Here is a 7,458-nt window from a genome sequence, read left to right on the forward strand (position 1 = left end):
AATCTGCTAGTCTAGAGCCTCTAAATTTTCTAAAAATTCTGCTACAGGATATGAACCGTACCGGGTTTGTCGGAGACTTTTTATTTAAGTTAGGCCACTTGACCTAACGGTTTAATCTTATCATAGTACATTGCTTCAAACTCAAAAGGCGATACATAACCCAGTGCACTGTGTACACGCTTTTTATTGAACCAATCTACCCAGTTTAGTGTCGCAAGTTGTACATCCGCTAAACCTTGCCAATCTGCTTTTAGATATTCAATCACCTCTGTTTTGTATAAGCCATTCACCGTTTCAGCCAAAGCATTATCGTATGAATCACCAGTCGTACCGACTGATGCTCGTAAATTTGCTGCTTCTAAACGATTGGTATAACGAATGGAAAGATATTGCACACCTCTGTCGGAATGATGAATCACATTCTTTGGCATGCCTCGGTCATGCAATGCTTGCTCCAATGCATCGAGCACCATGTCTGTATTCATACGTGTTGATACTTTCCATCCAACAATTGCTCGTGAGAACACATCAATAATAAAGGCGGTATAGACCCAACCTGAATTGGTTTGAATATACGTGAAGTCAGCGACCCACAGCTGGTCAGGCTGATCAGCACTAAAATTCCGTTTCACTAAATCATCTGCTCGTTTTTGATCATCTCGGCTACGGGTGGTTTGTTTATTCTTACCACGCCAAACACCTTGTATACCTAGCTTTTGCATCAATCGAGCAACTGTACAGCGCGCAATAACATAGCCTTCACGTTTCAGTTTTTGCCAGACCTTACGCACACCATATCGACCTGAACTTTCTCTCCAAATTCGTTTAATTTGTTCAGCATGATGCAAGTCATGTAAATCTCGTTTCGCTCGATGTTCTGGATTGTCAGCGAGATCTAAAGTTCGGTAATAGGTTGAAGCTGCGATCGGTAAAATCCTACAAATCGCATCAACACCATACAGCTCTTTATTATTATGGATAAAATCCACCATTATTTGTGTGGGCGGTCGAGCTCCGCCTGGGCGAAAAAAGCGGCTGCTTTGCGTAGAATTTCATTGGCTCGTTGCAGTTCTTTATTTTCGCGTTCAAGTTGTTTAATGCGTTCTTGGTCTGAAAGCTGCTGTACTTTGACTGGATTCTGTTGATTCAAATGCTTCTGATGCCAGGCACGAAGTGTTTCAGGAGTACAACCAATCTTAGGCGCAATTGCTGTGATTGCAGCCCAAGTAGAAGGATAATCTTTTTCAGATTCAATCAATAATTGAACCGCTCTTTCTCTGATTTCAGGGGTATATTTTGGTTTTGTCATCGGGACATTCTCTCAAGAAAGTTGGTCTCCGACAAACCCGGTACGGTTCAATATTTAGATAAGCTTTAACTTACAAGCTCTATAGACTCTAAATTAAAAAGCAACTTCTAAAATGAGATTATCTTTATAAGTCCCTTCTGCAGAAGCATTACTTCCATCATCAATAATTTTGGCTGTATAGCTATAGCCTTGTGTTACTGACCCATCATAGATACCTGCATTCTGAGATGCATTAGAGCTTGACCAACGATCTGTACCTAAATATCCCCAACGTTGTGTCGTTGTATTTTTATAAATTTCATAAGGTATATATTGATTACCACTTACATTTTTCATGCGACGGTTTTGGCTATAATTTTGACCATTTGAAAGACCAACAGTATAGGGGGTCTGTGCAGAACAGGTAATTTGTACTGTACCCGTAACAGGATTAAATTTGGAAACTAATGGAGCTGTGCCAAAATTGATATTTTGCGCATTAATCTTACAATCTTTTTCTACAATCAATTCAATATTAATTGTTGCATCTTGTCCAGTTCCCCAATCTGTAATATTTCCAAACAGATTGGTTTTTAAGTTGGGGCTATTATAATAAAGAGATACACTACCGATGCCAAGGTAAGGAATACGCCAGAACCATTTTACTAAAAATTGACCTTTATAAGTTCCAGGTACTAAATTAGTATTTTCATTCACTCTTATATAAAAAGGCATACTAGAATTGGGACCTGAAAAAAATGAAATCTCAACGAATCGAGATAAGTCTCTAGTTACTGAAGTTGAGACAATATTTTTATCATAATCCAAAATTGTAATATCTGCAGAATTTATTCCATTTGTATGCATTAACTTTGTTGGAATATTTAATGCAGTATATTTTATATATTGTGTTGCGAATAAAGTTAAAGTTCCACTACAACTTAATCCACCTGATATTTGATTTTCAGTAGAATTTAAAGATGGTACATTAAAAGAACTTATAGGTCCCAAAGTAAGAGAACTACTTAGGGTAGTGCAGTTTGCAAAAGTCTGTTGTGTAAATGCCCCTAATAATCCAAATACTAATAGGGAAAATATCTTACTCCGCATCATTCTTCTCCTAACTGCACACAACATCTGAAATAGTAACGATCTGCTCTTGACCTAATTCGGCAGGGAATCTTGCGATACATTGCTGACCTTGTCCCAAATCAATTTTCAACAGGTTTTCTTTTTCCAAATCTTCAATATAAACAATACCATCCATTCCAACATAAGTCGGATTCTTATCTTTTTGATAAACCACCGCACCTGCTGGTAATGGTTCCCCATTTTCAAATTTCAGATAAACATTTCCACCCTGAATTTTCTTCACAGGGAAATCCACAATAATTCCTGTACCCAATTTTGCAGCAGAACGACGCTCAACGACTGGTGTCGCAAAGTTAGAGGAAAGATTCAACGGATCTATTGAATATTTAGCGCCATAATAAGGTGTCACATTAGGCACAAATAAATAGCCTTTTTTATTGGTTTCCCCAATCAGGTTATTTTCATAACGAATTGGGATATTGGCTTGACCATTGGTACTAATCAGTGAGAAAGACTCACCAAGACGGTTCGTTGCAAACACTGAGTTTCTCATCCAGATTAAAGAGCCTGATAAGCCATACCATTGGTCATAGTCATCATCACCTGAAATCCCTGCCTGAGCATTGAAGTAGCGGTTACGATAATTCACCTGTGCTTGATTATAATTATCTGAATTTTCATTATATCTATGTGTTAAATCAAAACCGAAACCACCCTCGGTTGGCATCTGATAGTTATAGTTGATATAAGCTGAATCACCACCATTCTCTTGGTACTGATAACCCGTATTCAGATTACCACGGGTGGTACCAAATGGAATCGTCAACTGAATTGCGGCATTCCATATGTCCTGATTTAAATCCCGATTTGCTGATAAAGATAAAGTTGAACCAAATAAATCTCTAGGCAATACAGGCGCCCAAGACAGACTTAACAAATCCGAATCTTCAAAACTGTCTCGCTTGATACCAAAATAACCAATACCAAATGTACCTAAACGCTTTGTAGAAAAATGCAGATTTGCTACTGTGCTTTCAGTGGCATTTACTGAAATCAAACCATCTGTGTAATAACTGGCAATCGTATTAAAATTTTTACTCTGACGTGAATGTAAAGCATTAAATCCAAAATGCGGTTGCTGGTATTGATAGCCAACAGTAAATTGATGTCCATTTTCATCATTATTTAATGTCCGGTTATTTTGTTTGGCTTTACTGTATGAATAAGATGTATTTAATACACCAAAATTATAAAGTTTGAATACCTGCCCCAGACCCGCATTCCAGATATCGTTATTACCTTCTGCATGACCTTCGGCTGTCAACCATGAATTCACACCATATCGTGCATCAAAACTTGCCAAGACATCGCCATAATCAAAGTTTTTAATGCCATAGTTTTCTCGCAGTTTTCCTACCGAAACAGCATAATCAAAAAGCTTCGGTTTTAATAAATCTCCAGAAACATAGAATGGCAAAGTAGTTGAAACCTGCCTTCCTACTGCATCTGTTGTGACCACGACAGCCTCACCCCGACCATTAATAAATGGTACGTTATTTAAGATATATGGGCCAGGTTGAATATCATTAGTTGAGTTTTTAAGACCATTAATAAATAAATCAACAGTACTTGGTAACGCTGCCTGACCTGTAAATTGAGGTAAAGGATAAGTAATCAAATCAGGGCGAATACTAAAATTACGACGTAGTTGAATCCCCCCCAAACGTACTGACTGAGTCCAGCTATTTTTTGTTGCAGAATAAATATCCCCGATCTCTAATGTGGCAATATTATTTTCACTATCAAACTGCCAATTGGTATCAAAGCGGATATAGTCATTCTCTTTTCGATTTGTTGCTGTATTTTTTAAAGAGCGATAATTACCTGTATTTTTCAAAGCCCCCCACGGACTAAAAAAACGTTGCTCTGTAAAAACATTCAATGAACGAGATTGGTTATGTGGTTTATATACATACACATCATAGTTGTTAAGGAAACCAATCCCGCTTTGTGCAGGCGTTCTTTTATACCAATAATCTTTGCCTAACTGCTGTTCAGGCAACCAGTGCGATGGCATCGTTAATAGTATTTGCTGATTATTAGCACTATAAGATGTCTGTATATCTTTTTGCTGATCAATTTGCACCCACTCCTCAGGCTGTGCATTGATACCCAGATGTCCCAAAATATCACTACTTAGAGCATGTTGCGTATTGAAGTGGTCAGGATTAATTTCCAGATCACTCAAAACTGATTTCTGTAAATAATAATGCTCATCAACCACAACCACAGTCACTACTTTTTGGGTGGAGTAAGAGTTAATTACCAAATCCAGATAAAGCTTAATGGGTGGAATTTCTTTAACAGACTGAACTACATCAGGAATTTCAGAAAATGTTTCAGCATAAACTGTTATATTTTGTGCACAGAATACTGCCAATATACATTTTGCTAAAACACTCCCCTTGAAATTTATATAATGATTCATAAGAAAAACACCTATTGTTTTTCAACAGCAATAATCTCTTTCTTTGATCCAACAATTGCACCCAATGTATTAGTTTTATTTATGTTATTTTTCAGGTCAGTGGATAAAGAAAAGTGAATAACGCTATTTGGAAGGACATAGCCATAAGCATTGTTCTCGGCTTGAGCTTTAAATAATTTATCTCCTGCCTTAAACTCTGAAATACGTGCTGACATTGCACCCGTATTTTTAATTTCAAGCACTTCTTTGCCTTGAGCCTGAGTGAAAACCCACGTTAAAACTGGCTTCGCGAGTGGATTTTTACTATTTAACTTTCTGGTTTCCTGCCCTGCGCCACTACCTATGCCTTTCCCATAAGTAAATAAAGGAATCGAGTAACGCATTTTGAAATTGACACGACTATTATCGGTCTCACTATCTATTGCTACAGGTAATTCATCTACAACCACACGATATGAGTTTTCTTTTAGATCAGGTGTCGGCACGGCCTGAGTCAAACGGATCATTTGTTTTGTCCCTGCAGGAATTTTGACAATAGGCGGGCTTGCAATGATTTCCTGTTGTGTTGAAAACTGTTCTTTGTACTGATCCTGAGTCCATTTAAAAACACGGATCTGAACCATTGCAGGGCTATCTCCAACGTTTTCCAGCCAGACAGGTACTGCTTTTTGTTTATTTTCGATCACAGGGTAAATCGGCCAAATCAGAAAGTTTGCTTGGCTATAAGAAGCTGTTGCAGGGACGATCGTGCCTGTTATTGCCAAAGCTTTTAAAAATAAGCTGTGGGAAGAGGCAAATTTCTTTAAAAAAGTCATCATTGATATCACCATGCAATCGTTATTAAAACATCATCTTTATATTGACCAGGCATCTTATTGATTGCCCCTTGGCTTAGGTCTACAAGCCCATAAATCTGAAAACTCAACAAATGATTTTGTTCTGTACTTTTTAGAGTCAAAGTATTGTTGGCACTACTTGTACCAAGTGGCTGGGTTAAATTAGCATTCCGATAAAGCATATAATCGATGTAACTTTCCGAGCTAACATGTTTGAGTCGCCGATTTTGTGTAGATGTGTTTAAGCTTTTCCCATTACCAAACGTAATCGTGACAGGAACATCAGGTGTACATTCAATTTTCCATGTATCCTGACTATTAGTAATACTGGCTGTAATTGCATTTTCCTGCGAAGTAGAGGCATGTGTTCCGAAATTTAAACCTTTTGGTGATTCCTGAAATAAGCATCCTTTTTCAATCACTGCACTCACTTCAATATTGGCTGAAGTTGCAGCCAATGCGGTTATTGAAGTTAACATCAATATAATAGATGTGTTTATTTTTAAAAGACTTTTAAACATATTCATCTACTCTATTAAAAATTTACTGTGACAGTAATTTGATCGGTGTATTCTCCTTTGGAAAGAGACTGTGCATTTACAGCTTCAGCATAAAGGCGAACGACATACTCACTTCCCCCCAAAAAATCGATACTGGTTTCTGGTGTAAGCACCTTGCCAGATTTATTATTTTCATAAATTTGATACGCAATATATTCACCGCCACCATTTGACATTGCTCTTTGATAATTCGCAGCAAACTGACTTGGCACATGATTTGCGTTACGACCTGCATTAAATGCAACTTTTACATTACTGCCGACAGGACAAAGAATATGGATAGCATTATTGGTCTCATTACTGAGCGTTGCTGAAACTGATGAAAAACTGGCATCTAGATCACCAAAATCCAGATCACCCAATTTATTGAGATTTGCACCATTTAAAGTGCTTTTTTGATTAATCAGGCATGCAGGTTCTAAAGTGATTTCGCTTTTTAAGCTCACGCTGCCAGAACCTGCATAAAGAAGATGAGAATGCAGAAAAACACACAGACTCAAACAGAGGGGTTTGAATTGAATATTTTCAAACATTGCTCATCTCCTTACGAAAACTTCTTAGAATGAAACAGTTACAAGTAAAGTATCTGTATAATCACCGTCAGAAACAGCAGTCGTTGGAGTTGTATTTGCAGCAATAGCACCATACATCGGAACTGGTACTGTTTTTCCAGCAGTTCCAGAGAAGGTAACATTTGTATTTAACGCATAAGGTGTGGTACGAGCAGCATCTTGATAAACATCATATGCAACGGTATCCGTAGCATTTGATAATGTTCTGTCGCCACGCTCACCACCGTTCACACTTACATTGAATGTGTTAACACCGGAATCACAAGTCACTGTCAAGTCACCACCACCGTTTGATGATGCAACTTCTGCTGTCAGTACGTTTGTCCAAGTTGATGCAGATTGACCAAAATCAAGTACACCAAACTTGTTCATGTTCCCTTCAACTTTTGAATTATCAACAGTACAACCTGATGAAATGTTTAATTTCACATCAACTTGCCCTGTAATTGCTGCGAAAGAAGACGCAGCAAATAATGAAGTAAAAGTGAATAATCCAATAGTTAAAATGCGATTTTTTTTCATCATGTAATCTCCCAAAAAAAACAGAATTAAAACTAAACTATAACACTAAGTGTTAATTTAGTCACGTTTAAAGTAAAAAATACGCCAATCTCAACTTTTT

7 protein-coding genes and 1 other annotated feature are annotated in these 7,458 nt (G+C 37.5%); all 7 genes read right to left on the reverse strand.

The window, feature by feature from the left end; all coding sequences use genetic code 11:
- Positions 1 to 89: 89 nt before the first annotated feature.
- Positions 90 to 1,309, reverse strand: a protein-coding gene (locus GW12_RS03755) for an IS3 family transposase (RefSeq protein WP_152598520.1) whose coding sequence is annotated in 2 segments (ribosomal slippage) — positions 90 to 1,033 and positions 1,033 to 1,309 — 1,221 coding nt in all. Because the reading frame shifts where the segments join, the coding sequence is not laid out codon by codon here.
- Positions 918 to 1,034: a sequence feature (AL1L pseudoknot), on the reverse strand. Its footprint overlaps the gene before it by 117 nt.
- 93 nt (positions 1,310 to 1,402) lie before the next feature.
- Positions 1,403 to 2,401, reverse strand: a complete 999-nt coding sequence (locus GW12_RS15320) for a spore coat U domain-containing protein (RefSeq protein WP_161788375.1) — start codon at positions 2,399 to 2,401, stop codon at positions 1,403 to 1,405.
- A gap of 7 nt (positions 2,402 to 2,408) precedes the next feature.
- Positions 2,409 to 4,868, reverse strand: coding sequence for a fimbria/pilus outer membrane usher protein (locus GW12_RS03770; RefSeq protein WP_034583612.1), 2,460 nt, complete (start codon positions 4,866 to 4,868; stop codon positions 2,409 to 2,411).
- 11 nt (positions 4,869 to 4,879) lie between these two features.
- A complete protein-coding gene (locus GW12_RS03775; protein WP_161788376.1) occupies positions 4,880 to 5,686 on the reverse strand; it encodes a molecular chaperone in 807 nt (268 codons plus the stop codon).
- 5 nt (positions 5,687 to 5,691) lie between these two features.
- Positions 5,692 to 6,225 (reverse strand): spore coat U domain-containing protein, encoded by a 534-nt coding sequence (locus tag GW12_RS03780; RefSeq protein ID WP_161788377.1) that lies wholly within the window; start codon positions 6,223 to 6,225, stop codon positions 5,692 to 5,694.
- Positions 6,226 to 6,239: 14 nt separating this feature from the next.
- Positions 6,240 to 6,797, reverse strand: a complete 558-nt coding sequence (locus GW12_RS03785; protein WP_052127874.1) for a spore coat U domain-containing protein — start codon at positions 6,795 to 6,797, stop codon at positions 6,240 to 6,242.
- A gap of 24 nt (positions 6,798 to 6,821) precedes the next feature.
- Positions 6,822 to 7,361 carry a spore coat protein U domain-containing protein gene (locus GW12_RS03790; RefSeq protein ID WP_081403451.1) on the reverse strand — a complete coding sequence of 180 codons (540 nt, stop codon included), beginning with the start codon at positions 7,359 to 7,361 and terminating at the stop codon, positions 6,822 to 6,824.
- Positions 7,362 to 7,458: the final 97 nt, after the last annotated feature.

Origin of the sequence: Acinetobacter sp. HR7, assembly GCF_000773685.1 — a bacterium.
In the GTDB taxonomy this organism is placed as follows: Bacteria; Pseudomonadota; Gammaproteobacteria; order Pseudomonadales; family Moraxellaceae; genus Acinetobacter; species Acinetobacter thermotolerans.

Excerpts from the sequence above, each read along its gene's own strand:
- GW12_RS03790 (WP_081403451.1), bottom strand. The coding sequence starts at position 7,361 with ATGATGAAAAAAAATCGCATTTTAACTATTGGATTATTCACTTTTACT.
- GW12_RS03775 (WP_161788376.1), bottom strand. The coding sequence starts at position 5,686 with ATGATGACTTTTTTAAAGAAATTTGCCTCTTCCCACAGCTTATTTTTA.
- GW12_RS15320 (WP_161788375.1), bottom strand. The coding sequence starts at position 2,401 with ATGATGCGGAGTAAGATATTTTCCCTATTAGTATTTGGATTATTAGGG.
- GW12_RS03770 (WP_034583612.1), bottom strand. The coding sequence starts at position 4,868 with ATGAATCATTATATAAATTTCAAGGGGAGTGTTTTAGCAAAATGTATA.
- GW12_RS03785 (WP_052127874.1), bottom strand. The coding sequence starts at position 6,797 with ATGTTTGAAAATATTCAATTCAAACCCCTCTGTTTGAGTCTGTGTGTT.
- GW12_RS03780 (WP_161788377.1), bottom strand. The coding sequence starts at position 6,225 with ATGTTTAAAAGTCTTTTAAAAATAAACACATCTATTATATTGATGTTA.